The sequence below is a fragment of the Salinimicrobium marinum genome, assembly GCF_014651535.1.
In the GTDB taxonomy this organism is placed as follows: domain Bacteria; phylum Bacteroidota; class Bacteroidia; order Flavobacteriales; family Flavobacteriaceae; genus Salinimicrobium; species Salinimicrobium marinum.
The window spans coordinates 111,437-136,245 of record NZ_BMXB01000011.1 but is presented as its reverse complement, the minus strand read 5'-3'; the positions used below and the strand labels follow the sequence as shown (position 1 = coordinate 136,245).

Genomic DNA, 24,809 nt, shown 5'->3' with positions numbered 1-24,809 from the left:
GCCTATAGCACACTTTAATTAGTGGAAACTGGACATAGAGCAGTAAGCCCTACGGGAGAGTTTTGGGCCTAATTGATTAAAAATAAAATAAAACACATATGAAAAATGTATCCGAAAACGTGCTGACCAGGTTCGAAGAAGGAGTTTGGAACCGAAAGATCGAGGTAAGGGATTTTGTTCTTAAAAACATCAAGCCTTATTACGGGGATGCTGCCTTTCTTTCGGGAGCTACCGAAAGGACCGGGCAACTGTGGCAACTTTGTCTTATGGCCATGAAAGAAGAGCGGGAAAAAGGTGGCTGCAGGGCCATTGATACCCAAACAATTTCCAGTATTACCAGTCACGGGCCGGGATATATTCAAAAAGACCTTGAAGTAATTGTGGGGCTGCAAACAGATGAGTTGCTAAAAAGGGCGATGAAACCCTTTGGCGGAATTCGAGTTGTGGAAGGTGCGGTAGCCGAAAAAGGAATGGAGGTAGCGCAGGAGGTAAAAGATCTTTTCAATTACACAAAAGATCATAACAGTGCTGTTTTTTCTGCTTATGATGCAGAGATCCGGGATTACCGTTCTCATGGTGTCCTTACCGGATTGCCCGATAATTATGCCCGCGGAAGGATCATTGGAGATTATCGCCGTCTTGCGCTTTATGGAGTTGACAGTTTAATTGCTGCCAAGGAAGCCGATAAAACTGCCGTGGAAGGTGAAATGGATGATCAAAAAATAAGGCTTCGGGAAGAAATTAATGATCAAATCCTGGCGCTGAAGGATATCAAGATCCTGGGAGAACTTTACGGCCTGGATCTTGGCAGGCCGGCCCGGAATGCAAAAGAAGCTGTGCAGTGGGTGTACATGGCTTATCTGGCTGCTGTAAAAGAGCAGGATGGAGCTGCCATGTCACTGGGAAATGTGTCTTCTTTCCTGGATATTTATATTGAAAAAGACCTTGAAAATAATTTCATTTCTGAAGAGGAAGCGCAGGAGTTGATCGACCAGTTCGTGATGAAACTGCGGGTGGTTCGGCATTTACGGCCGGAGGCTTATGACGAGATCTTTGGTGGAGACCCTACCTGGGTTACCGAAGCGATTGGCGGACAGCTTTCTGACGGGAGAACAAAAGTGACACGCACTTCCTTTCGGTTTCTGCAGACCCTTTACAACCTGGGGCCTTCCCCGGAGCCAAACCTTACCGTGCTTTGGGCCGAAGACCTGCCCCAAGGTTTTAAGAACTTCTGTGCACAGGTGTCCATTGATACCTCTTCGATTCAGTATATGAACGATGACCTCATGCGGGATGTCCGCAAATCTGATGACTATGGGATCGCCTGCTGTGTGTCCCATCAGGAAATCGGAAAAAGGATTCAGTTTTTTGGCGCCCGGGTAAACCTTCCGAAGGTACTTTTAATGTCTTTGAATGAAGGCAGGGAAGAAGTCGCCGGAGAGAAACTGTTGCAGGGGATCGCCCCTCTGGAAGGAGAATATTTAAGCTACGATGAGGTGATGCGGAACTTTATTCCTGCCATGGCCGAGGTGGCAAGGGTGTATTCCAAAACGATGAACATCATTCATTACATGCACGACAGGTACTACTATGAAAAAGCCCAGATGGCATTGATAGATTCCAATCCCGGAGTGGATATGGCGTATGGTGCTGCGGGAATTTCCATCATTGCCGATTCCCTTTCTGCCATAAAATATGCCCGTGTAAAACCCATTCGCAATGAAGCGGGATTAACAGTAGATTTCAAAATTGAAGGTGATTATCCAAAGTTCGGAAACGATGACGACTGGGTAGACAGCATTGCAAAAGATGTAACCCACCTCTTCTTTACCGAACTGGCCAAACACAGATGCTACAAAGATGCGAACCCAACCATGTCTTTGCTTACTATTACATCCAATGTGATGTACGGAAAGAAAACCGGAGCAACCCCCGATGGCCGGAAAGCCGGTGAGGCCTTTGCCCCCGGGGCAAATCCAATGCACGGCCGCGATATGAACGGAGCCATTGCTTCTTTGAATTCGGTGGCGAAGTTTGACTACAAAGATGCTTTAGACGGAATTTCAAATACCTTTTCCATAGTTCCGAAATCTCTAGGCAGTGAGCCCAAAGATCAGGTGGAGAATCTAGTAACGCTTTTAAACGGATATTTCAGTAACAACGGGCATCATTTAAATGTCAATGTGCTTAACCGCGAAACTTTAATGGATGCCTACCAGCACCCCGAAAATTATCCGCAGTTGACCATCAGGGTTTCAGGATATGCGGTGAACTTTATACGGCTTTCAAAAGCCCATCAACTGGAAGTGATCGCGAGAACCTTCCACGAAAGAATGTGAATTTTGATCCCGGGTATAGGAGTATCGGCAGGCTTTGTTCCCCCTAAAAGCAACCGGTACTCTGTACTTGAGGATACTGCCAAAAAAGAAGAAATGATAAGGAATGGAATGCTTGTTCCGCAGGATGTGGCAACGCTCAATGAAGAGACGCAGGGACTTCTCAGGATACATTCTGTAGAGACCTTTGGTACCCATGACGGGCCCGGGATACGCATGGTAATTTTTGTGCAGGGCTGCCAGTTTAGATGTTTGTATTGTGCCAATCCCGATACCATGGATGTTAAGGGAGGTAAGTTTGTGGAAATGGAGGAGCTGGTGCAGCGGGCTGTAAAACAAAAATCTTACTTTGGAAGGTTTGGAGGTGTGACCGTATCTGGCGGGGAACCACTGTTGCAGCGCAAAAAACTGAAAGATCTTTTTGTAAGGTTGCATGAACTTGGCATACATACCGTGCTCGATTCCAACGGAAGGCTTATCGATCAACAGGCCAAAGAACTGCTGGATGAAACAGATCTCCTTATGCTCGATGTAAAGCATTTTAATGAAGATTGGCACAGGAAGCTTACCGGCCTATCCAATAAAACCACTTTTAAGGTGGCCCAATACCGGGAGCAAACAGGAAAGCCAATGTGGCTGCGTTATGTGCTGGTGCCCGGCTGGACAGATCAGGAAGAATACCTTCATCAGTTAGGAGCTTTTTTTAAAGATTATAAGACGATCGAGCGAATTGAAGTTTTACCCTACCATTTGCTGGGAGCCCATAAGTGGGAAGCCCTGGGAATGGAGTACAAACTTAAAGGTGTGGAGCCGCCTACCCAGGAAAATCTCAATACAACCGCAACTATTTTTAAAAAATATTTTAAAGAAGTCAGGGTGAATTAGAGGACCAAAAAGCCTTAAATTTCGCCGTAACTTTTTCTTTTAGGAGCTTTAGAAGTAGAAAAGAAAAACTATATACCATGCCTCGAATTGCCCTTATATATTCCAGTATTGACGGGCAGACTAAAAAGATCTGCAGCCGGCTGGAAACTGTTCTGCAGTCATGGCAGTTACAGCCCGAAGTTTTTTCAATAGCCGAATTTGACAAATCTGTTTCAGAATTTGATACGATCATTCTTGGAGGCAGTGTGCGGTACGGGAAACATCATAAACTGGTACAGGAGTTTGTGGAAAAAAACAGAAAAGAGCTGGAACAGGTTTATACCGTGTTCTTTTCTGTAAACCTGGTCGCGCGAAATGAGGATAAAAACACTCCTGAAACCAATCCTTACCTACAGAAATTCCTGAAAGAAACCGACTGGAAACCCGATTTTTCGGGAGTCTTTGCCGGACAGCTCGACTACAGCAAATATGGTTTTTGGGACAAACTCATGATAAAGCTCATCATGAAACTCACCCACGGACCCACAAAAACAGAAACGGCTATAGAATACACCCAATGGGAAAGAGTACAGGAATTCGGGCAGGAGATCGCCAGATCCATTCACGGAATGCCCTAACCTCCTGAAAGTGGTTTAAAAAACATTCTCATAAATCTTATTTTTCCGAAAAAAAGACTTTTTCATTGGGTTTAATTGCTCATGCATTATTGTAAGAATTTTTTCTAATAAAATTCCATCTATTAGGAGTTTGTCGGGAAAAACTTACCATTCATCCTCTGCGCTTTATTTGAATTTTAAACCTATGTTAATTTCTTTTGAAGGCAGAAGTGTATTATCTACTTTTAATCTAAGAATCAAGCACATGAATCCCTTCAAAGTAAATAGAACTGTTTTGGTGGCACTACTTCTCTTTTGCCTAATGGCGGTTTTATTTTTTCAGTATCTGGAAACCCTTATTTAAGATAGTGCCGATTTCTCCTTCAGAAGAAAGCCCCGCTTTTTAACCATCTATTAACTGATTTTTAGGTAATTAACCGCTAATTTCTGCTTTGAAAAAAGTAAAAAATAATTGTTATGAAAAAAATGTTACTCCTTTTGCTGTTCTGCAGCAGCGCCGTATTGGCTCAGGAACATGATAGTATTATTGAAGCACAAATGACCGGTCACGTCTTTAAGCCTAAAAAAGTAGAGGCTACGGGGGAACGCATTGCACAGCTCAATCTTCCGCAGGGATTTAAAATCGAAAAATTTGCTGAAAACCTGGGGAAGCCACGAATTATCGAGGTTAGTCCGCAGGGGCACATTTACGTCACCCGTAGAAGGGGAGATGTGGTTTTGCTGAAGGATACCAATAATGACGGAAAATCAGATCAGCAGCAAACGGTAGTAACCAAAGATCAGGCGCATGGCATAGCTTTTCATGAGGACATGTTTTACCTGGTGACCGTGAATGAAGTTTTTAGAGCGCCTATCAATCAGGACGGTACTATTGGGGAGCTCGAACAAATCGTTAAAGACCTTCCGGATGGTGGGCAACATCCTAACAGAACTATTGCTTTTGGACCCGATAGCAAGTTGTATATTTCGGTGGGAAGCACCTGCAACGCCTGTGACGAAACCCGGGAAGAAAATGCCACGATGGTGGTTACAGATCCCGACGGCAGTAACCGGAGGATCATGGCCAGGGGACTTAGAAACACAATTGGTTTTGACTGGCATCCTGAAACCGGACAGTTATTCGGAATGGATCACGGAATCGACTGGCTAGGGGATGAGGAACAGAAAGAGGAATTAAACCGGATTTCTGAAGGGGAAGATTACGGTTGGCCTTACATCTATTCCGACGGAAATTATAACGAGGCCGATGAGCCGGCCGATATGACCTGGGCCGAATATGCTGAAAAATCTACCGAACCCGAAATGTTGTTTACAGCCCACAGCGCTCCCATGAGTTTTAAATTTTATGAAGGAGACATGTTCCCTGCTGAATATAAGAATGCTGCGTTGGTCACTTTCAGAGGCTCCTGGAACAGGAAACCTGCCGCCGGATATAAGATCATGAAAGTGGATTTCGAAAATGGAAACCCCGTCAATTCTGAAGATTTTGTCACCGGATTTTTAACCGACGACGGCACTTCACAGTTCGCCAGACTTGTTGGCCTCACCGAAATGCCCGATGGTTCCCTCCTCGTAACCGATGATGACAACGGAATCGTGTACAGGATCTCTTATGGAGAGTGAAGGAGTAACGGAGTGATGTTGTGATGAAGTAATGAAGCAATGCTGGAAAAGTTGTCATCCTGAGCACGTCCATTTTAGGGCGGATCGGAGTAGTCGAAGGATAGACAACCACTTACTACTTAAACATAACTTCCTCGCTCCATGTCACCTCGAGCGGAGTCGAGAGGTCGAGGGTCACGTTAAGGCAAACACCCGCAGGACGAACTACTCGTGCTCCTTCTCAATATCCTTCGCCAAAGGGCAGGAATCTTCCCGGTCTTTCAAATGTTCCACCACCGACTGTACATCTTTCTCCCCATAATTCTGATGGAGTTTCGCTACCGCCTGAATTCTCACAGGCTCGCACCAGAAGCCGGTGATGAGCGGCAGGTGATCTTCCACCATTTGCCTCGGAAGTTCTTTATAGAGCAACGGATTTTCCTGTTGCTTTTCAAAGTGAGCGATCAAATGATCGAGCGAATCCTCCAGCTCTTTCCGTGACTGGAGTTTCAATTTTACATTCACATGCACCGCCGAGTAATCCCAGGTGCTAATGTCTTTTTCCTGATACCACGAAGAAGAAACATAGCCATCGGGTCCTTTAAAGATCAGCAGGGCCTCTGCACCATCTTTTAAATATTGATACTGCTCGTTATGATTGGCAATGTGCCCATACAACCTAAAATCCTCCGGACTTCCCTCCACAAGCACCGGAATATGCGTGGCCAGCAACTGCTCTCCCTGCAACACAAAAGTAGCAAAAGGATGCTCCTGAATAAACTTAAAAATAAATGAAGGATCTTCTTTCTTGAATTTTTTAGGCTGATACATGTTGTAAAGAAAAGTAGATTTTTGATGCTTTACAAATACAATTTGGTCTGTGTTTTTAGGAAATTTTCTTTGGAATCGGCCTTCAGACTTTTTCTAATCAAAACGTACTATAGACTTTCTATGACTACGGAATGTTTAAATAATGTATATTAGTTGCTCTTTTAAAATCTAGTCTTTTAGCCATCGCATCCAAAATTCAACTTGTCACTTGCGCCATCATAGAAAATGACGGAAAGATCCTTTGCGCCCATAGGAGTGAAACAATGGCTTTACCGCTTAAATGGGAATTCCCAGGTGGTAAAGTTGAAGAATATGAAGATTTAGAAGATTGCTTAAAAAGAGAAATTAAAGAAGAGTTAGGAGTAGAAATAAAAATCAAAGAATGTCTACCTCCTAATTTTCATATTTATTCAGGCGAAAAGTCTATTAAACTAATTCCATTTCGTTGTGCCCTACGAACATTTGAAATTGATTTAAAAGAACATTTTAAAATTGAATGGGTACTTCCCAAGAAATTGCCGCAATTTAATTGGGCAGAAGCGGACATTCCAATTGTTCAACATTATATTCAAAATTATCTATGAGTTTAGAAACAGGTCTCTACGAACAGCTAATAAATAAACTTGTTTCAAACAAAATAGAATCGATTGATTCTGAAAAGTTTCATATCAGTGAAACCGTTCTGGATAAAGAAGAAGCTTCACAATATCTAAGTCTGTATTTAGCCGAAACAATAAGGTTTGCTCTAAACGAAATCAAAGAAAAAGATCGGCCTCTGAAACAGATTGAACTTTCAAATAAGATAATACGACTTCTGGTCTCAGAATTACCTAATGTCGACCTAAATGAAAATTTATTAGAAAGTGAAGGGAAGATATTACAAGCTGTCTTTTCTAAACTGAATTTTCCCTTTTCCAATCTACATGCTAGGCTAAAGGAGATCACACCTTATACTCGTTTAAGCCAAAGTGAACTTTTCACTGGAAACAATGTTGGTATTTCCTTAGAAAGTGAATTGAGAAAGGAAATCCTTTCATCCGATGAAATTTCCTGGCTAGTATCATTTATTAAATACTCCGGAATAAGAATTTTCAAAAAAGAACTGGAGGAATTTACAAACAGTGGTAAAAAATTGAAAATTATTACCACTTCGTATATGGGAGCCACAGATGTTAAGGCGATAGAATATCTTTCTTCTTTATCTAACACCGAAATAAAGGTATCTTATAATGTGGAGCATGAAAGGCTGCATGCTAAAGCATACTTATTTTTAAGGAATTCAGGTTTTAATACGGGCTATATTGGATCATCAAACCTTTCACGCTCTGCATTAACAAATGGATTAGAATGGAATCTTAAAGTAACTACCCAAGAGATTGGCCACATCATAGATAAATTTCAAAAAACCTTTGAAACCTATTGGGAAGATCCTGAATTCGAGTTATACGAAAAAGGAAAGGACAGAGAAAAGTTAAGTAGTGCTCTTAAAAGACAAAGCTCTTATGGAACCAGTCAGATCACCAGTTTCTTCGACCTAAAACCATATCCGTACCAGGAGGAGATTTTGTCAAAACTGCAGTCTGAGAGAGAAGTTCATAAAAGAAATAAAAATCTTTTAGTCGCAGCAACTGGAACAGGAAAAACAGTAATCTCGGCATTTGATTTTAAAAGATTTTACTCAGAAAATCCAACGGCAAATTTTTTATTCGTAGCTCATCGCAAGGAAATTTTACAACAAGCACAGATTACCTTTCAGCATGTTCTGCGCAATTCAAATTTTGGAGAACTATGGGTCGATGGAAATGAACCTGAAAGATATAATCAAATCTTCGCTTCCGTTCAAACTTTATATAATCGATTAAAAAAAATAAAATTAGCGCCCGATTTCTATGATTATATGATCGTTGATGAAGTGCATCATATAAAAGCAGATAGTTACCGACCAATTCTAAAAAGATTTGATCCTCAAATTCTATTGGGCCTAACTGCGACACCCGAAAGAATGGACGGAGGCGACATTGCAGAGGATTTTCATAAAAAAATTGCAGCAGAAATACGATTGCCGGAAGCTTTAAATCGAAAGCTTTTAAGCCCTTTTCAATATTTTGCTCTTTCTGACACTATTGATTTATCCAATGTGAATTGGAGAAATGGCAAATATGATATTAGAGAACTTACAAAGCTTTACACCGAGAACGACCGACGAGTTTCCGATATCATTCATAATTGTGAGGAATATTTAACCGATGTTCACGATGTACAGGCATTAGGATTTTGTGTGAGTCAGGACCACGCACGATATATGGCAGAAAAATTTATTATAGCTGGTTTAAAGGCTGATTACCTGGTGAGCAGCAACAGCTCGAATCGTGATATTGTTCGAAACCAGCTTTTGAAGAAAGAGATTAATTACTTATTTGTTGTAGACATATTTAATGAAGGTGTGGATATTCCAAATATTGATACTGTTCTCTTTCTTAGGCCTACAGAAAGTTTAACGGTCTTTTTACAGCAATTAGGTCGCGGCCTTAGACTCGCAGAGAATAAAGACTGTTTAACCGTCTTAGATTTTGTTGGTAATGCTCGTCCAGAATACGATTTTGAACATAAATTTAGAGCACTTGTCGGCAAAACTCATACGTCCATAATTAAAGAGATTGAAGATGAATTCCCCCACCTCCCACTGGGTTGTTCTATTGTACTAGAGAAAAAAGCGAAGGAAGTTATTTTAAGAAATATTAGAGAAGCAACAGAATTCCGAAGACCTCAGCTTTTACAAAAAATACAACAATTTAATCACCACTCTACTCGTCCGCTCACTTTGAGTAATTTTTTAGATTTTCACCATCTTGAAGTCCGACAAATTTATAAAAAGGGAAGCTGGAAAAGATTATGTGCAGATGCTGGAGCAATTCAAAATTTTAATGAGCCTCAAGAAAAAGAACTTTCTACATGTATGCAGAAAAAACTTATTCACTGCAATTCTATAAGCTACTTGAAGTTTATTCAAAAGGTTATTTCTAATGATACAAATCTAAACTTGCTTACAAAAGAGGAAGATATTATGCTCCTCATGTTTCATTATGATGTTTGGCAAGATGCTGGAACAAATCTTGATTTTTCTGATGTTAATGAGAGTATAGCCTCTCTAAGGAAAAACAAAATAATGCTCCATGAGATTCAGGAATTTACAGAGCATCTAATTGGTAAAATTGAATTTGTAGAAAAAGGAATTTCATTAGGATTTCCTTTTCCGCTAAAACTTCACAGCAAATACAACAGGGAAGAAATCTTAGCAGCTCTTGGAATGAGTACCTTCAAGAAAAAATCATCTAATCGTGAAGGAGTTGCCTATCAGAAAGCTTTGAATGTAGAGGCATTGTTCATCACGCTTAAGAAAACTGAAAAGGAATACTCCCCCACTACTATGTATGAGGACTACGCTTTAAATCCTACATTATTTCACTGGCAGTCCCAAAACAATACTGCACCAGATTCACCTAAAGGTGCTTCTTATGTGAATCATTGCAAGTATGGAAAGAAAATCCTACTATTCGTGAGGGAGCAAAATGTTGATGAATATGGTTTTACCATGTCCTATACATTTTTAGGGGAAGCAGACTACATGAAATCTAAAGGAGAAAAACCCATGAATATTGAGTGGAGACTTCATGAGGCAATGCCTGCATATATTTTAAAAGAGAGTCAAAAATTAGCTGTTGGCTAAAAAGTTATGTCCGAAGATTTAATCATAAAATACTCAACACAATTTAAAAAATTGAGGTGCGCCCTTGTTAAAGGTATGGGGAAAGCTCCTCACAAGCCAATTTTATTACTTTCTATTATCCAGCTTATTGCCAAAGGAGCTATAATGTCAAATAGAATTTTTATAACTGCAGACTTACTTTTAAGTTTCAAACAAAATTGGAATCAGCTGGTAGAAACAAATCATACTAGAAATTTCTCTCTTCCCTTCTTCCACCTAAGATCTGAACCTTTTTGGTATTTAGCAGCAAAACCTGGAAAAGAAATGGTTACTACCAGTTCAAAAAGCATCAAAAGCTTTAAGAATTTAAAAGAAACTATTGCTTTCGCAGAAATCGATCGTGATCTCTTTTTCCTTCTCCAGGAAACTCCAAATCAGTTGTGGTTTGAACAACTACTCTTGGAGAATTATTTCCCTAATTCAAGATTTGAATATTTAAGAACAGAAAGAAATTACGAAGAAGAAAGAATAGAAAATGAGATTCTAAACGAGCCTAAAGAAGCTTATCAAAGTCATATACAAAGATTAAGGGAAACCTTGGAGGAAGATGATTATGCAGAAGAATTATTTGTTCGCGGTGGATTATTTAAAAAGACAATTCCTAAAATCTACAATTACACCTGCTGTATAACTGGAATGAAAATTGAATCTTCCCATAATATTCAAATGATTGATGCCTGCCATATTTTTCCTTTTAGTCTTTCAGGAGATGACACTGTAACTAATGGAATAGCTCTTTCTCCGACCCTACATCGCGCTTTCGACAGAGGATTAGTTACGATTAATTCAGGGTTTGTTGTTAGAATTTCTCCCACTATTAAGGAAGAGGAATCACATTTTAAATTGTCTCAGTTTTCCGGCCGACAAATAACCTTGCCTGGAAAGGAAAAGTATTATCCTTCACAAGAATCACTCAGTTGGCACAATAAGCAGGTTTTTTTACTTTAATGTATTTTTTAAGTGCAAAAATTATGAACAATATACTAGAAACAACTACTCATTATTTCCGGCTTCCCAGCACAATCTAGAGGCTAATCATAGAATCAGATAAAAAATTACACGAATGTTATATTTATAATTACGAAGGATATCACTTTCGGTTTATACTGGAAAAAGTTGAAAGGAGTTTAATTTAGAACCTATTATGTTTCAGGAAACTCCTTATTTGGTATTTCTGAGTGTTCAAAAGATTATCTACAACTTATCCTACGTTAAATTCCTGTTATTTAAAAACCTTTTAACTGCTGTCCTGCTTTAAAAGCTTCATATTGAGGTAAAAGAAAGAATTAATATGATTTTGAATGATAAAGTAGCAGTAGTAACGGGTGCAAGTAGTGGAATTGGAAAAGCCATTGCCAAAAAACTTTCCTCAGAAGGTTGTAAAGTGGCGCTTGCCAGCCGTAGTGTAGATAAACTGCAGGAAATAGGAAAAGGACTTAAAGCAGAATCGATGGCAGTACGTATGGATGTCACCGACACCGAAAGCGTAAAAGGTGCTTTTGAGGACATCTACAGGGAATTGGGACAGATCGATATTCTGATTAATTGTGCCGGAGTAATGCCGTTAACCTACCTTAAAAACCGCCACCTGGAAGAATGGCTGCAAACCATTGAGGTTAACGTAAAAGGTACATTGCGTTGTATTCACGAAGCCCTGCCGCCCATGAAAGTGAAGAAAACCGGTCATATTGTAAACATCGCTTCTGTGGACGGAAAAGAGATCTTTAAAGGCGGAGCCGTTTATGGTGCTTCCAAGGCAGCTATTATTGAACTTTCCAGAGCTATGCGAATGGAACTTTCTCCGGAATTCAACATTCGGGTTACTTCCATTGAACCCGGAACCGTAGCCACCAATCTGCGGGACGATATCACCGATTCCGAATTGCTTAACGAAAAAGATTACAGCTATGATGAGGAGCCACACCTGGATCCGGAAAACATAGCAGATGCTGTTTTTTACGCAGTCTCACAACCTGACAGCGTAAACGTCAACGAATTGTTGATCAAACCAACGGGAAAAGCATAAGAAAGATTTGAGATCGCTACGCTGTTAGATATGAGATCTCAGATTTTTTTCGGTTTCTCACGATAAATTAGCCACGCATGCACAGATTATTGATTGTGTGTTCGTGGTTTTGCAATCTGTGCCACCGCCACATATTGGAGAAACAAAGAAGGTTACCATCACGTCATGTCGAGTGTTTTACTACTAAGGGGGAGCGAAGGCGAAAAATGTACCGAGACCCAATGATAATTCCGCACTTAAAGCTTCTCGATATGCCTTTCTTTTCAATTCTGGCTCAAATAAAGGCTACTCGAAGTGACGATTCAGAAAACCCTATTGATAAATCTGAATCTATTCAACCAACTCATAATGTATCGGTTTAAAACTCCCGCCGTTGCTGTCTTCGGCAGAGCAGGCGGTGAGGGCAACGAGGAGGTCCATTTGGGCTTCAAAAAGTACATAATCCCCGGCTTTGCTCAGCGGCGGATCAACAGATAATTTCCCGTCCGGCTGAAACTGTACGTTCATAAAAATATTGAAAGCAGTAGGGACATCATCGGGTTCAATCCCGAAAGGCTTTAAATTGGTGTACAGGTTTTCAAAACAACTGGGGTGATACTCGGGGTTGTTGTACATGATCTGGAAAGTCTCAGGACTGCAGGGCGCGAGTAAAAAATCATTCCGGCCGTTGGTGTCCTCCAGAATATGCATCATCTTCCGACCTCGATTGCTCCAAAGAAAATTACCTTTGGTGATCAAGATGCTTTCTTCAAAATCGAGCGTTTTTCCAGAAGAAATCTTTTCCCGGGTATCTTCAGCGTTAAAGAGCACCATATCACTTACCTGCTCACCTTTCGGATCTATCACCTTCAGTTTCTGACCTTTTTTCAGCTTAAACGCAGCACCCGTTTGTTTTTCTATTTCCTTAATCATAATTAGTATTGTGAAAGTTCTTCAGTCGAAAATGCATCCGACGAACGAAGTTATTAAATTTAATGAAGTCTTTCGGGTTGAGATCGCGAAGCCTTCATGAATATAAAGGCAGATTGTCACGAATGCACGAATATTTTTATCTGAGATCTAGTAAATAGGCATTTTATAGTAATAAAGGTTGAAATATACAGCCACTAAGTGAAGAATAATTCCCTTTATAGTTTGTGATTGAGAAATGGACATTTCCAAGCTTCTTCTACTGCTCTTCCACTGTACTGCCTGGCTTCACTTTTCTCGCCAAAATCTTCCAGCATAGGGTTATTGCTGCCCTGCAGCTCAAAATCCCGTTCCCGTATCTTGGTCCTCACGTTATCATAGGCTCCCATTTCCCTAAGCTTTTCGAACTGCCAGTGCAGGTTGAAAACCATCACAGGAAACGGACTTTGTCGCGCTATTCTGGAGCTGCCGGGATGCATGCCTACCATATAAAAAGCCTGGCCGGCAATGCTGAAACTAAAATTTTTGCTCCTAGTATCGGGACTTACTTCAGGATCCCAGTCGGCTTCATCTGCCTCATGAATGTGCTGTAGCTGCTGCCACATCAGTTTTTCGAATTCTAATTCAGTAAAAGTTTCCGAATTTCTGAAGGCGGCTATAAAAGTGAAAAAATCATTAGAATTAAAATCATATTTTCCCAGATACCTTTTTATGTCTTTCAGGATCTGGTTTGCAGAAGTTGATGTGCCCAGCTCCTCATAAACATGAAAATCTACCTGTTTTTGCGTAAAGACACTTTGTGCCATCACGCAGGGGTGATTGTTTTCAAGAATAAAATCTTCAAATTGAGATTCCATTTTCTGGTCAGATTCCGAAGCCGGAGTCTCTGTTTTTGTGGTGGTGTTTGTATCCATATATGTCTCCTTTGACATCTTTCTTTCAAAAATATTGCCTTTTTGTACCGCCGGGATGGTGTTTATGAAGAAATTAGAGGTTTTTTAAAAGCAAATTAACATCGGCGGAAGAATTAGGCTGGTGGATGAGCTAAAAAATAGGTTTCAGGCGCGTAATTTATTCTTTCTCTCTTATCTTTATAGAGTTAACCAGAATTCAGGCTCATGAAAAAAACAATTTTTTTACTGGCAATATGCTGTATAATGCATTTTTCACTGCCGGCGCAGGAAGAAAATTCCGTACAGGTTACTACAGAAAATGGTATTATTGAAGGTTTCTTCGATACCGAATCGGGGCTTCATCATTTCTTCGGAATTCCGTTTGCGCAGCCGCCGGTGGGGGAACTTCGTTGGAAGGCACCGCAGCCTTTGAAAGACTGGAGCGGAGTAAAGGAAACCAAAGAATTTGGACCGGCCCCCGTGCAGGCAAATGTTTTTGGAGATATGGAATTTCGTTCGAAGGAGCAAAGTGAAGATTGCCTTTACCTGAACGTGTGGACGCCTTCGGGAGAAAACAGGAAAGATTTGCCCGTGCTGGTATATTTCTACGGCGGCGGATTTGTTGCCGGTGATGCTTCTGAGCCACGATATGACGGCGCTGCCATGGCACAACGTGGAATAGTGGTGGTAACGACCAACTACCGGTTAAATATCTTCGGATTTTTTGCTCACCCCGAACTTTCTGAAGAAGCTCCTTATAATGCCTCCGGAAATTATGGTTTGCTGGATCAAAATGCTGCGCTAAATTGGGTGCAGAACAACATCGAAGGTTTTGGAGGAAATCCTGAAAAGGTAACCATTGCAGGGGAATCTGCCGGTTCTATTTCTGTGAGTGCACAAATGGCGTCACCCCTTTCCAAAGACCTTATCGCAGGAGCGATAGGTGAGAGCGGCGCGGCGATTGAGCCTACCATGGCGCCCGTTTCCCTCGATGAAGCAGAGCAAAACGGGCTCGAATTTGCGGAAGCTGCAGGGTATGATTCTGTAGAGGAATTGCGGGATCTTGCGACCCGGGAAATTTTTGAGATCTACACGAAATCCCAGCGCTTCGGATTCCCCAGCGTGATTGATGGTTATTTTTTTCCGAAATCACTTCCGGAAATATACCGTGCAGGAGAACAGGCACAAGTACCGTTATTGCTGGGTTGGAATTCGGCTGAAGTTCCCGGAATGGCCTTTACTCAGGGCCCGTATTCTGAAGATAATTATATAGAAAAAGTAAAGGAAGCGTATCCTGAAGACAATGAGCTTGTGTTGCAGCTGTATCCTCCGGGATCTGAAAAAGACATCGAACTTTCAGCTACTGCACTGGCGTCCGACAGGTTTATTGCCTACAGTACCTGGAAATGGTTTGACCTGCACCGCAAGAACAGCGAGCAACCGGTTTACCGGTATTTGTACAGCAAGATCCGTCCGCCTTTGAAAGATGAAAACCTTACCTCCGGACTCGCAGGAGGAACGGAGGAAAAGGCAGAAGAAGCGCCGCCTCAAAGGGAACCGGTAGGTGCACCTCATGCTGCTGAAATCGAATATTTCCTCGGAAATTTAGCCAGAAATCAGAATTATTCATGGACCAAAGACGATTACAAAGTTTCCGAAACCATCCAGCAATACCTCGCGAATTTCATAAAATCCGGTAACCCCAACGGAGAAAATCTTCCCGAATGGCCTTCCGCACAAGCCGCCGATAAGAATCCGCCGGTCTTGATCATGGATGTGGAATCCAGAGTCGAAAAAGCAGCAAATGAAGAACGCTACCTGTTTCTGGACAAGTCTTATGGGAATGATGAGTAGATGTTTTTATTTCTGTCACATGAGTCCGCTTTTCCAGGCTTGGAGAGGCTGTCCTGTTATTGGATTCCATAAAGTCCTCGACTAATCTTTCCTTCGGTCATTCTTAGACTGACAGTGTGTTTTGGAATTAAAATCTCTCTTCGTTAAAAAAGTGTTATTTGGAAACTTCTTAACGCCTGTTGATCTAATGATTAGCGATATTACCATCACTATAAATAATAAAAAAAAAGATTATGAGTGTGAAGAGTCAAGCAAAGAATGCAGCGAAAAAAGGTGCTAAATTATGGGCTGCTAAAAAAGGATTCCAATGGACGGGAAGTCTTTTGAAATGGGGAGCTATTGCCGGGGTGGGCTACCTGGGCTTTAAACTTGCCAAAAAAACAATGGACAATTCGGAAAAAGGTGTTCATTAGAAAAATACTTAAACCAATTTACGTAGGATTTAAGAAATCCTCCACAAAAGGTTGATCATAATACATACTATGAAAGAGATCCTGAAGCCTGTTGTAAAGCTATGGAGCAATACCATTCCCACAAATGATAATCAATTTCTGATGAAGCATAGTGGGAAAGCTACGCTTGGATTGGGTATAGGTTTCTGGATCGCTTATCTGTTATTCAAAGGTTTGAGAAAATAACCTTAGCAGGTTTTCATAACCTTCGGGTAATTATATAATTCTGTTCCGGTTTTTCAGTAGTTTCAGTGTCTTATCCCCTACAGTAGGCCTGTTACCTTGAATTACCGGGACATATTTTTTTCCTCCTGTTGCTGTATCTGAGTATCTTCCTGAATTTCTACACCCGACTTTATTGAATTTACATATCTTTAAAAAATCATAAAAACCTTTTAATGAAAGCTACTTTAATTTCTTTCCTGCTATTCGCGTGCGGAAGCACCTGTGATGCACAGGAGTATTCGCCCATAAAAGATGATTTTGCCCATACTTTCTCCATTGTTGCTCGCGATTCTACTACTGGTGAAATGGCCGTGGGAGTGCAGAGCCACTGGTTTTCTGTGGGTTCTTCGGTGTCCTGGGGAAAAGCAGGAGTGGGGGTAGTCGCGACTCAATCGTTTATTAATCCGGCTTATGGACCGAGGGGATTAGAACTAATGTCAGAAGGCAGGAATGCAACTGCAGCACTGGAAGAACTGGTGGCGAAGGATGAGGGAAAAGCATTCCGGCAGGTGGCATTTTTAGATGCTTCGGGAGAGGCAGCTGCATTTACGGGAGAAAAATGTGTGGAAGCTGCTTCCCACCTGGTGGGCAGGAATTTTTCGGTGCAGGCTAATATGATGCTCAACGATGAGGTGGTACCGGCAATGGAAAAAGCTTTTAAAGAGAACCATGATCTTCCGTTGGCAGAAAGAGTAGTGAAAGTGCTCCAGGCAGCCCAGATAGCCGGGGGTGATATCCGCGGAAAGCAATCTGCTGCGTTGATCGTGGTGGGAGCCGAAGAAGTTGAAAATCCGTGGGAAGAGAAAAAGATAGACCTTCGAGTGGACGATCACGATGAGCCGCTGGTGGAGCTGGAACGATTGCTTACGGTAGCCCGGGCTTATGAATATATGAATCGCGGTGATCTTGCGATGGAAGATGGAGATGTGCAGGAAGCACTGGAACAGTACGGGGAGGCACAAAAAATGTTTCCAGATAATCTTGAAATGAGGTACTGGACTGCAATTGCCCTGGCAAATGATGGCCGGTTGGAGGAGGCACTGCCATTGTTCCATTCAATTTTTGAAGAAGATGATAATTGGAGGACCATGACGAAAAGACTTCCGGCTTCAGGATTGCTCACTGTTTCACAGGAGGAACTGGAAAAGATCACCAAACGATAAAATACCATTAACATGAAATATTATTCTTCTTTACTACTGCTTTTTTGTGTTACAATTTTTTCCGAAGTAAAAGCACAGGCTCCCGAACGTGATTTTTATGAATTAAGACTGTACCACATTGAAGGTGAAGAACAGGAAGACCGGATGGATAAATATCTCGAAACAGCACTGCTGCCCACACTTAAGAAGTTGGATGTGGAACATATAGGCGTTTTTAAACCTGTAGAAACCGACTCTGCCTATGGGAAAGCAGTTTATGTCTTCATTCCTTATTTATCGGTAGAAGAGTATTTGGAGGTGTCAAGAGAATTACTGAGTGATAGAACATATTTAAAAGCTGCTGAAAATTTCCTGAATTCTGCTCATGATAATCCTCCTTATAAGAGGATGGAAACGATGCTGCTGAATGCTTTTGAGGGAATGTCTCAATACCGGCACACTGCTTTGCAAAACAATGTTTCAGAAAGGATCTATGAGCTTAGAAGTTATGAAAGTGCTACCGAAAACCTTTTTAGAAATAAAGTGGAAATGTTCAATGAAGGGGAAGTGGAAATTTTTGAAAGGCTTGGATTCAACCCGATTTTCTTTGGCGAAGTAGTTGCCGGTCCTAAAATGCCGAATTTAATGTACATGACTTCTCACGAGGATCGGGAAGCGATGCAACAAAATTGGGGCAAATTTGGGAGTGATGAAAAATGGGGCGAAATGAGCGGGATGGAAAAATACCAGAACAACGTTTCACATATAGAGATTGTACTTCTGCACGCTACCGAATATTCGGGAATCTAAAAAATAAATTAAATTGGCAGGCATGCGAAAATATGCCTGAGAACAACCTTTTCCAGGAGGCAATTTAACTGGCCGATTTTTGCTCGGTCCGGGCCAGCAGATTATTCTTCTCTATATAATTCCCTGAGAAGCTTTTTATTTTTCCCTGTTGAGCCTGCATGTTCTTTCGGTAATTCTCCTCTGCCTTCCTGATTCTTTTTTCATGATAGGCGTTACTGCGTACGACTTTAATGAGATAACATCCTGTAAATATAACTAATCCCAGAATTAACAGGCAAAGAGAATAAATGGCAATATCGGATATTATAGGAGTCAAATACTTTTAAAATTAAAATGCTGCGATTAGTTAAGTCATAAAAGGAGGTTCCAAATGCACATTTTATATCCTCACAAACATAGAATAAATAAGTAGGAATTTAGGCCAAACTTAAGTTAATACTTCTTCATCTTTATCTCGCCGTTATTTTGTGCTAAATATAATGAAATACAGTGTTTTACTTGTATGATATTGTTGATCGAAAAATTTTTTTTCAAGAAATGAACTGGATGGGGTGAAATTCAACGACAAATAATGCTTTTAACCGATGTTTTGTATAATAACATAGGATAGATTTTCGACTTTCTTCTGCGGAAAAGAGATCTCTATAATAAGCATTAATCATTAATAATTTTTTCAGGGAAAGAGGCTTTAAAGCTTTTATGGAGCAGCAATAATCTGTATTTTTATGGAAAAGCGAAAAGATGAAATACAGAAAACTTGGAAAAACAGGCTTAGAAATTTCAGAAATATCTCTTGGCACATGGCAGGTGGGAGGTAAATGGGGATCTGGTTTTGATGATGCCACTGCAGATAAGATCATTAATACTGCCATTGATAACGGCGTGAATTTCATTGATACAGCCGATGTTTATGAGGATGGTTTAAGCGAAAAAGCTGTGGGAAGGGTAGTGCGGTCAAGATCTGAAAAGGTGTATGTGGCTACCAAATGCGGCCGGCAAATTAATCCGCATATAAATGAAGGATATCAGCCGGAAGTGCTCACAAAATATGTAGAAGACAGTCTTAATAGGACCGGCCTTGAAACCTTGGACCTGGTTCAATTGCATTGTCCGCCTACTGATGTATATTACCGTCCCGAGATTTTCGAAACTTTTGAGCGATTAAAGGAGCAGGGGAAGGTTCAAAATTTAGGGGTGAGTGTCGAAAAGGTTGAAGAGGGGATCAAAGCGATGGAATATTCCAATGTAGCTACGGTGCAGATCATTTTTAATCTTTTTCGACAGCGGCCTTCAGAATTGTTTTTCGAAAAGGTGCGGGAAAAAAATGTGGGGGTGATTGCGCGGGTGCCACTGGCCAGCGGATTACTTACCGGAAAGTTTGATAAAAACACAACCTTTAATGAGGAAGACCACCGGAACTTCAACCGCAATGGAGAAGCTTTTGATAAAGGAGAAACCTTTGCAGGGGTAAATTTCGAGAAAGGATTACAGGCAGTAGATGCGTTAAAAGAATTGTTTCCCGGGCGTGAAAACCTTGCGCCTGTAGCACTTCAGTGGATCCTGCAATTTAAGGAAGTAAGCTGTATTATACCCGGCGCTTCAAAAAAGGAACATTTATTAAGCAATTTATCAGTTTACGATCTGCCGCATTTAGATGCAGGTATGATTAAACAAATGAACGAGATCTACAGGGAATTTCTGAAGCCGGAAATTCACCAGCGCTGGTAAAAAGTATTCTACCGGAAGGTAGAAACCGAAAATTATATTTCCTCCAGCACATGATGCCAAATACACCTGACCTGACCAGCGCAAACAGCGCAGGAGGTTCAGGTGTTTTTTTTGCCGATACAGCTATTTTAGATTGATTATTGAAATTTAGCATTTACCTGCCATCTTTTCCGTTATTTTTTTCTTCTAAACAAGTCAATTAAATAATTAGTTTATATTTGGTTGTAGCTATAGCTGTGAAAATCAAATTTATATCTGGATTATAAAAGCTCTTTTATATGAAAAAAAACCTGTTTGCCATTATTATGCTGTTCCTGTTGCAGTCTTGCTGGTATAATGAAGTCGAAGATGATTTCGTGAGAATGGATGCCTACCAACCCATTACTCAATCAAGAGCTGATTTTGAAAAGACGATGGAGCTTACCGCAGAACGCCAGGTAGTAAATTCAGGAAAGATTTATATTAAAGATGAGCTTATTTATCTGAATGAAAAAGGGGAGGGCTTTCATATTATAGATAATTCCGATCCTGAAAACCCAAAGCCGCTGGCTTTTCTGCGAATTCCGTTGTCCACAGACCTTGCAATTAGAAATAACACGATCTACGTACATCACGCTGTGGATCTCGTAGCGTTCAACTATTCGGTGGTCAACAATTCCCTGAATATTTTACACAGGGAAAAGAATGTGTTTCCGGCCCTTCGTTCTCCCGAAGGTTGGGATGCTGAGAATTATGAGATTCCCGAAGATCATATAGTAATTGGCTACGAAGAGGTAAATTAAGATCATGAGAAAACTATTCATCATATTTATAGCCGTTGTTTTTACAGCCTGTAGTGGCGATACAGATTCTGCCAGCCCTTCTTCCGGAGATGGAACAGGTGGTTCCCTTGCCCGGTTTGCCCTGGTAGGTGATTATTTATATACCGTAGATGACCAGTCCCTGCGGATTTTTGATATTGTGGATCCCGATCTTCCGAAGTTTGTAGGTGACAAATACATAGGATTTGACATTGAAACTTTGTATTCCCTGGACGAGTATCTATTTGTGGGCAGCAGGCTAGGGATGTTTATCTTTAATATTTCAGATCCTAAATTCCCGCTTCAGCTTTCGGCAGTGGAGCATGTGCGCAGCTGCGATCCCGTTGTATCTTCCGGAGATTATACTTATGTAACGCTACATACCAATGCTTCTTGTGCAGGTACAGTGAATCAGCTCGAAATATATGATACCAAAGACCTGCTACGACCGGAACTATTGGTTACCGTGATGCTCGACCGGCCAATAGGCCTTGGCTTGTATGAAAACTACCTGCTGGTTACAGATAAAAAGGTGGTTAGGATATTTGATGTTACAGATCCCGCTAATCCCGATCTTGTCGGCGGAATAGAAGAAGATGCTTTTGATCTTATCATCATGGAGAATGATCTGTTTCTAATCGGGGATCAATCGCTTAGCCAGTATACACTGAATCCTTCCGATATTGCAGATGTTACTTTTAAAAGTACCATCGATTTCTATTAATCTGAAAGATGCAAAAAAAAATAGGCTCTCTAAAAAGCCTTTTAATTCGTCGTTCTGAATTTAGTTCAGCATATTATGTTACTTATCTTAAGTAAACAATAAGCCTTAAGCTCCCGATGATCTGGGACAGGTGGACGTGAATTAAGCCTTTTAGAGAGCCTCTTATAGTTAGGTTCTTAATTAGTGATTAGTTGTCATCACCAATCTTTTCGATTTCCTCATTGACTTCTTTATTTACTTCTGCATCTACTTTCTTTGCAGATCGCTCAAGAATTCCTTCTCGTTCTTCTGTTTCTGTTTGTGTTTCTTTTTCTACATGAACTTCTTTAATAACCGTTTCTTTTTCTGTATCTCTACAAGAAGTCATAACTATAAATGCAAACGCAGCAAGAACAATAAATTTTGTTGATCTCATAATAATTTAATGGGGTTTAGCCGGTGAAGGTATAACAAAAAACAGTGGCTAACGGTTATTAAGTGGTTTATATGTCAGGTTTTAAAAAGCAACACTTACTGTGCTTCTGAATGGATGGAAAGCTGTGGGACAAATATAATATACATTAAAATCTCATGGAGAATGGGAGTAGCCATAAAAAAAACCGGAGCCCCCTACTTCTCCGGTTTTTTTAGCTCTTCGATTTAAAAAATCAATTTGCTCATGTAAAAATAACGGAAGAAAAATTATCCTGCAATACCTATTTCTAGGTAAATCGGTTAATTTGATACAAAAACATAAGATTTAACGTTCTCTTAAAATAGAAAGTGTGAGCTGAAAGCAAATAAAACCTGAAGAGTAAAGTATTAAAAGGTTTTTGAAGGAAGGGAGTGGTAAAACCGGACTTTTCATTTCTGTATCTCTTAACCTAAATTTAATATTTTAACAAAAAATAATTATAAATAGATGTAGGTTAATTCATTAATTATTAACATATTGCAACTATATTATCTGACTCAAAAATAGTTCCCCCTAACTTTCTTTTGTGACAGCTTAAACTATAAAAGATGAATAGGGAACTTCATAAAATTACCGTTGGAGAAAAGGAAATTTCACTTCTTCAAATCGCAAGAGAATTATTTTTAATAATCTTTTCAGGTTTCTTTATCGGATTTATAATCTGGCTTGAAATTGAATTCGGGATGGCAGAGTGTGTCTGGAGTTGGATCTCCTAATACTTGTTTCGCGTTTCATGAAAAGGAAGATTTAATGTCCTTTATCATTCCCCGAATGAACGTGTGGAAGCCTGGCTTTTTTAAATTTTGGCTCAAAAGAAATTTTTAAAGCTCCTGTTTCAGCCGGTTTATGAATTCCCGGACTTCCGTTTTTCGATATTCACCTGCTTTTTTTCTATATTCTCCGCGTTTGTTTATGACTAATACTCCGTAGCAGGTTTCATCATTAGAAAAGAAGTTCGTTAGAAAGAAGTTATGCAAATCTGCAAAATGATTTTTGCCATCAATCATAGCTTCGCTTTTTTTTGAATTGGAGTAGACATATATATTGTGAATATTTTCTAAATCCAGATCAGAATAATTTTTCACCCACCATTCATATGATTTTTCTAAGTTTTTATATTGATTATACGGACATTTATTGCGGGGTTGTCTAAAGTTTACGATTAATAGACCTTCTGAGTTCCAGTTAAAATTATCTTTTATAAACTGTAGTTGTACGTCACTGAGTTTTTCGCTACCGGTTTCAGAAGAATTTGTGAAGCCATAGACTCCTGTGGTGAGAAATAGAATTAAAATGAATTTTTTCATATTGATAAAAGTACCTTAAAATTAAGTAAACATCAATATACAGAAATGTTTTAAAATGTACTGAGAATAAACATGAATGACCCCTTAAATAGGCAATAAATTCACGCATAAAAGGAGTATGAAACACATCCTTCTGAATTTATTTCAGAATCTTATTTTTCGAATCTCCAGAATCGGTTAGAACCTGGAACAAGTTCAGGTTGACGGAAATAATGCTAATCAGGCAGCCTTACCGTAATATTAGTCCGTACTTTCTTGCCTCCTTTGGAGAAGTACTTGAAGGGCTGGGTGTGAAATTCTGCTTGAACATCACAATTAGACTTGATCCATCCCTTCTCGCCTCCCCTTCTGCTGTCGGAAAATCAAATTTTGTTCATAAAAAAAGCTCCTCATTTCTGAAGAACTTTCGCTTGTTTTGCGGGCGGGGGAACTCGAACTTCCACACCACGAGGCACTAGATCCTGATTTGTTCAAAATTTAACCCAATAAAAACTAAATAAATTTAAAAAACTTAGTGAGGTGTTTTTTAATTTCAAATAATACCATTTGAAAAGAGTTAAATTCATCATTTGTTGTACCTATGTTGCACCAAAATATTTAACTTTAAAAGTTAAAGATCAGCATGTTATTAATTCCAGGGCATCTATGACTCTCCGAAAAAAAACCGACAAAAAAGGTCTTTACTCTCTGGCCGTTCATCTAACGAAATTTAGGAAATCTTCCTACTTATATATTGGTCATTATATTGAACCGAGGCATTGGAATGATGCAAAAAGTGTGGTTAAAAATTCATATCCTAACGCTCCGCATTTATGTAATCTTTTGCTTCCAAAATTAGCTGAAACGAATAGATTTCTTTTACAACTACAGTCTGAAGGAAAAGATTTTTCTGCAGCTCTAATTAAAAAGGAAATTCTATTTTTAAGATCAGACAAAAATTTTTTTGATATTGCAGATGCTCACCTGGACGAAATCAAAGCTAACAATAAGTTTGAGCGTCTAACGGTAGATAAGGCTTATATCGGAAATATTGCAAGGTTTGTGAAATCCATACAGCTATCTTTCCAGGATTTCAACGAGAATTTTCTTAGAAGGTATATGACTTTTTTAAGAACTTCTAAAAATCTTTCTGAAAGGATGATAGCAAACCATCTTGTCCTGATACAATTACTATTTATTCGAGCCATGTTGATTATAATAATCAAAAACAGATTTACGCAAAAGTCAAAATTGCTAATAAATGGCTGAATTTATACTTAAATAAATACCAATTAAAGCTAGTATAACCAGAAAGTGAACAATGCACATCACCAGGTATAGTTTCGTAAATATTGCAGGAGATAAAATCCCGGTTCAAATGCTACAACAACTATATCGCCATTCTTCCGTCACCACTACTTTGATGGACCAGTCTTATTTCATAAGTTAGGAAATGAAAGCTGCTTCTG

General features: G+C 40.0%; 23 protein-coding genes. 18 read left to right on the top strand and 5 right to left on the bottom strand.

What is annotated here, in order from left to right:
* Positions 1-98: 98 nt before the first annotated feature.
* The 4 genes from pflB (at position 99) to IE056_RS13185 (ending at position 5,461) form a co-directional block, all read left to right on the top strand.
* Positions 99-2,339, top strand: coding sequence for a formate C-acetyltransferase (pflB, locus tag IE056_RS13200; protein WP_189605184.1), 2,241 nt, complete (start codon positions 99-101; stop codon positions 2,337-2,339).
* A 3-nt stretch (positions 2,340-2,342) separates the two neighbouring features.
* Positions 2,343-3,221: a pyruvate formate-lyase-activating protein gene (gene pflA, locus IE056_RS13195; protein WP_229793763.1), complete on the top strand. Its 879-nt coding sequence runs from the start codon at positions 2,343-2,345 to the stop codon at positions 3,219-3,221.
* 77 nt (positions 3,222-3,298) lie between these two features.
* Positions 3,299-3,838, top strand: a complete 540-nt coding sequence (gene hemG, locus IE056_RS13190; protein ID WP_189605183.1) for a menaquinone-dependent protoporphyrinogen IX dehydrogenase — start codon at positions 3,299-3,301, stop codon at positions 3,836-3,838.
* Between the two features lie 456 nt (positions 3,839-4,294).
* Positions 4,295-5,461, top strand: a complete 1,167-nt coding sequence (locus IE056_RS13185) for a PQQ-dependent sugar dehydrogenase (RefSeq protein WP_189605182.1) — start codon at positions 4,295-4,297, stop codon at positions 5,459-5,461.
* 204 nt (positions 5,462-5,665) lie between these two features.
* On the opposite strand, the gene IE056_RS13180 is transcribed toward IE056_RS13185, so the two are convergent.
* Positions 5,666-6,271, bottom strand: a complete 606-nt coding sequence (locus IE056_RS13180; protein ID WP_189605181.1) for an FMN-binding negative transcriptional regulator — start codon at positions 6,269-6,271, stop codon at positions 5,666-5,668.
* Positions 6,272-6,417: 146 nt separating this feature from the next.
* On the opposite strand from IE056_RS13180, the gene IE056_RS13175 reads away from it, so the two are divergent.
* The 4 genes from IE056_RS13175 (at position 6,418) to IE056_RS13160 (ending at position 12,063) form a co-directional block, all read left to right on the top strand.
* On the top strand, positions 6,418-6,855 hold the full coding sequence (locus tag IE056_RS13175; RefSeq protein ID WP_308427641.1) for a (deoxy)nucleoside triphosphate pyrophosphohydrolase: 438 nt from the start codon (positions 6,418-6,420) through the stop codon (positions 6,853-6,855).
* Positions 6,852-9,998, top strand: coding sequence for a DUF3427 domain-containing protein (locus tag IE056_RS13170; protein WP_189605180.1), 3,147 nt, complete (start codon positions 6,852-6,854; stop codon positions 9,996-9,998). The genes IE056_RS13175 and IE056_RS13170 overlap by 4 nt, the downstream gene beginning before the upstream one ends.
* Positions 9,999-10,004: 6 nt before the next feature.
* Positions 10,005-10,985 (top strand): HNH endonuclease, encoded by a 981-nt coding sequence (locus IE056_RS13165; protein WP_189605179.1) that lies wholly within the window; start codon positions 10,005-10,007, stop codon positions 10,983-10,985.
* A 343-nt stretch (positions 10,986-11,328) separates the two neighbouring features.
* Entirely contained in the window at positions 11,329-12,063 is a 735-nt protein-coding gene (locus tag IE056_RS13160) for an SDR family oxidoreductase (protein ID WP_189605178.1), read from the top strand.
* A gap of 330 nt (positions 12,064-12,393) precedes the next feature.
* Here the strand turns inward: IE056_RS13160 and IE056_RS13155 are convergent, their stop codons facing one another.
* Both IE056_RS13155 and gntA read right to left on the bottom strand, forming a co-directional pair.
* Entirely contained in the window at positions 12,394-12,975 is a 582-nt protein-coding gene (locus IE056_RS13155) for a DUF1989 domain-containing protein (protein WP_189605177.1), read from the bottom strand.
* Positions 12,976-13,190: 215 nt separating this feature from the next.
* Entirely contained in the window at positions 13,191-13,886 is a 696-nt protein-coding gene (gntA, locus tag IE056_RS13150; RefSeq protein WP_189605176.1) for a guanitoxin biosynthesis heme-dependent pre-guanitoxin N-hydroxylase GntA, read from the bottom strand.
* 204 nt (positions 13,887-14,090) lie between these two features.
* Between gntA and IE056_RS13145 the strand changes: the two genes are divergently transcribed.
* From IE056_RS13145 to IE056_RS13110, 8 genes are all read left to right on the top strand, one after another.
* Complete coding sequence (locus IE056_RS13145; protein WP_189605175.1) at positions 14,091-15,719, top strand: carboxylesterase/lipase family protein; 1,629 nt, start codon at positions 14,091-14,093, stop codon at positions 15,717-15,719.
* Between the two features lie 233 nt (positions 15,720-15,952).
* Positions 15,953-16,132, top strand: a complete 180-nt coding sequence (locus IE056_RS13140) for a hypothetical protein (protein WP_189605174.1) — start codon at positions 15,953-15,955, stop codon at positions 16,130-16,132.
* A 69-nt stretch (positions 16,133-16,201) separates the two neighbouring features.
* Complete coding sequence (locus tag IE056_RS13135) at positions 16,202-16,357, top strand: hypothetical protein (RefSeq protein ID WP_189605173.1); 156 nt, start codon at positions 16,202-16,204, stop codon at positions 16,355-16,357.
* Positions 16,358-16,569: 212 nt separating this feature from the next.
* Positions 16,570-17,559, top strand: coding sequence for a DUF1028 domain-containing protein (locus tag IE056_RS13130; protein ID WP_189605172.1), 990 nt, complete (start codon positions 16,570-16,572; stop codon positions 17,557-17,559).
* Between the two features lie 12 nt (positions 17,560-17,571).
* Positions 17,572-18,348 (top strand): NIPSNAP family protein, encoded by a 777-nt coding sequence (locus IE056_RS13125; protein ID WP_189605171.1) that lies wholly within the window; start codon positions 17,572-17,574, stop codon positions 18,346-18,348.
* A 741-nt stretch (positions 18,349-19,089) separates the two neighbouring features.
* Positions 19,090-20,076, top strand: coding sequence for an aldo/keto reductase (locus IE056_RS13120; RefSeq protein WP_189605170.1), 987 nt, complete (start codon positions 19,090-19,092; stop codon positions 20,074-20,076).
* Between the two features lie 278 nt (positions 20,077-20,354).
* Positions 20,355-20,858, top strand: a complete 504-nt coding sequence (locus IE056_RS13115; protein WP_189605169.1) for a hypothetical protein — start codon at positions 20,355-20,357, stop codon at positions 20,856-20,858.
* A 4-nt stretch (positions 20,859-20,862) separates the two neighbouring features.
* Complete coding sequence (locus tag IE056_RS13110; RefSeq protein ID WP_189605168.1) at positions 20,863-21,600, top strand: LVIVD repeat-containing protein; 738 nt, start codon at positions 20,863-20,865, stop codon at positions 21,598-21,600.
* 187 nt (positions 21,601-21,787) lie between these two features.
* Here the strand turns inward: IE056_RS13110 and IE056_RS13105 are convergent, their stop codons facing one another.
* Positions 21,788-22,015, bottom strand: a complete 228-nt coding sequence (locus IE056_RS13105; protein ID WP_189605167.1) for a hypothetical protein — start codon at positions 22,013-22,015, stop codon at positions 21,788-21,790.
* A gap of 860 nt (positions 22,016-22,875) precedes the next feature.
* Positions 22,876-23,361, bottom strand: coding sequence for a hypothetical protein (locus IE056_RS13100; RefSeq protein ID WP_189605166.1), 486 nt, complete (start codon positions 23,359-23,361; stop codon positions 22,876-22,878).
* 546 nt (positions 23,362-23,907) lie between these two features.
* Between IE056_RS13100 and IE056_RS13095 the strand changes: the two genes are divergently transcribed.
* A complete protein-coding gene (locus IE056_RS13095; RefSeq protein WP_189605165.1) occupies positions 23,908-24,609 on the top strand; it encodes a phage integrase SAM-like domain-containing protein in 702 nt (233 codons plus the stop codon).
* A 52-nt stretch (positions 24,610-24,661) separates the two neighbouring features.
* Positions 24,662-24,790 (top strand): hypothetical protein, encoded by a 129-nt coding sequence (locus IE056_RS18635; protein WP_262891460.1) that lies wholly within the window; start codon positions 24,662-24,664, stop codon positions 24,788-24,790.
* The last annotated feature ends 19 nt before the right edge of the window (positions 24,791-24,809 follow it).

What these genes read in the sequence shown, in the direction of transcription:
- pflB (WP_189605184.1), top strand. Translation starts at nt 99, where the DNA reads ATGAAAAATGTATCCGAAAACGTGCTGACCAGGTTCGAAGAAGGAGTT.
- hemG (WP_189605183.1), top strand. Translation starts at nt 3,299, where the DNA reads ATGCCTCGAATTGCCCTTATATATTCCAGTATTGACGGGCAGACTAAA.
- IE056_RS13185 (WP_189605182.1), top strand. Translation starts at nt 4,295, where the DNA reads ATGAAAAAAATGTTACTCCTTTTGCTGTTCTGCAGCAGCGCCGTATTG.
- IE056_RS13180 (WP_189605181.1), bottom strand. Translation starts at nt 6,271, where the DNA reads ATGTATCAGCCTAAAAAATTCAAGAAAGAAGATCCTTCATTTATTTTT.
- IE056_RS13170 (WP_189605180.1), top strand. Translation starts at nt 6,852, where the DNA reads ATGAGTTTAGAAACAGGTCTCTACGAACAGCTAATAAATAAACTTGTT.
- IE056_RS13165 (WP_189605179.1), top strand. Translation starts at nt 10,005, where the DNA reads ATGTCCGAAGATTTAATCATAAAATACTCAACACAATTTAAAAAATTG.
- IE056_RS13160 (WP_189605178.1), top strand. Translation starts at nt 11,329, where the DNA reads ATGATTTTGAATGATAAAGTAGCAGTAGTAACGGGTGCAAGTAGTGGA.
- IE056_RS13155 (WP_189605177.1), bottom strand. Translation starts at nt 12,975, where the DNA reads ATGATTAAGGAAATAGAAAAACAAACGGGTGCTGCGTTTAAGCTGAAA.
- gntA (WP_189605176.1), bottom strand. Translation starts at nt 13,886, where the DNA reads ATGGATACAAACACCACCACAAAAACAGAGACTCCGGCTTCGGAATCT.
- IE056_RS13145 (WP_189605175.1), top strand. Translation starts at nt 14,091, where the DNA reads ATGAAAAAAACAATTTTTTTACTGGCAATATGCTGTATAATGCATTTT.
- IE056_RS13140 (WP_189605174.1), top strand. Translation starts at nt 15,953, where the DNA reads ATGAGTGTGAAGAGTCAAGCAAAGAATGCAGCGAAAAAAGGTGCTAAA.
- IE056_RS13135 (WP_189605173.1), top strand. Translation starts at nt 16,202, where the DNA reads ATGAAAGAGATCCTGAAGCCTGTTGTAAAGCTATGGAGCAATACCATT.
- IE056_RS13130 (WP_189605172.1), top strand. Translation starts at nt 16,570, where the DNA reads ATGAAAGCTACTTTAATTTCTTTCCTGCTATTCGCGTGCGGAAGCACC.
- IE056_RS13125 (WP_189605171.1), top strand. Translation starts at nt 17,572, where the DNA reads ATGAAATATTATTCTTCTTTACTACTGCTTTTTTGTGTTACAATTTTT.
- IE056_RS13120 (WP_189605170.1), top strand. Translation starts at nt 19,090, where the DNA reads ATGAAATACAGAAAACTTGGAAAAACAGGCTTAGAAATTTCAGAAATA.
- IE056_RS13115 (WP_189605169.1), top strand. Translation starts at nt 20,355, where the DNA reads ATGAAAAAAAACCTGTTTGCCATTATTATGCTGTTCCTGTTGCAGTCT.
- IE056_RS13110 (WP_189605168.1), top strand. Translation starts at nt 20,863, where the DNA reads ATGAGAAAACTATTCATCATATTTATAGCCGTTGTTTTTACAGCCTGT.
- IE056_RS13105 (WP_189605167.1), bottom strand. Translation starts at nt 22,015, where the DNA reads ATGAGATCAACAAAATTTATTGTTCTTGCTGCGTTTGCATTTATAGTT.
- IE056_RS13100 (WP_189605166.1), bottom strand. Translation starts at nt 23,361, where the DNA reads ATGAAAAAATTCATTTTAATTCTATTTCTCACCACAGGAGTCTATGGC.
- IE056_RS18635 (WP_262891460.1), top strand. Translation starts at nt 24,662, where the DNA reads ATGCACATCACCAGGTATAGTTTCGTAAATATTGCAGGAGATAAAATC.